This is a genomic window from Sphingomonas sp. 10B4 (assembly GCF_035019905.1).
Taxonomy (GTDB): Bacteria; Pseudomonadota; Alphaproteobacteria; order Sphingomonadales; family Sphingomonadaceae; genus Sphingomonas; species Sphingomonas glacialis.
This window is the reverse complement of record NZ_JASJVC010000547.1, coordinates 1-240: the sequence shown is the minus strand read 5'-3', so window position 1 is coordinate 240 and position 240 is coordinate 1. Positions and strand designations below refer to the sequence as shown.

Genomic DNA, 240 nt, shown 5'->3' with positions numbered 1-240 from the left:
GGATATTACTCAGCCTGATCAGGGAGTGCTGCGAATGCCGCTCCAGCGCGGCGTCAGTTCGTGCGGGAGCGCGAACAAATCCAACACTCTTCCCACGGTGTGATCCACCATTTCCGCAATCGATTGTGGCCGGTGATAAAAGCCGGGCAGCGGCGGATAAACGATGCCGCCCATTTCGGTCACGGAAGTCATGTTGCGCAAGTGCGCCAGGTTGAAGGGTGTTTCGCGCACCATCAGTAC

The 240-nt window shown here is 57.9% G+C and carries 1 protein-coding gene; it reads right to left on the bottom strand.

Translation table 11 applies throughout. The annotated features are described in order from the left end of the window. Window positions 1–18: 18 nt before the first annotated feature. On the bottom strand, window positions 19–240 hold a 222-nt coding region (locus QN347_RS20830), incomplete at its 5' end, for a flavoprotein (protein ID WP_323494550.1).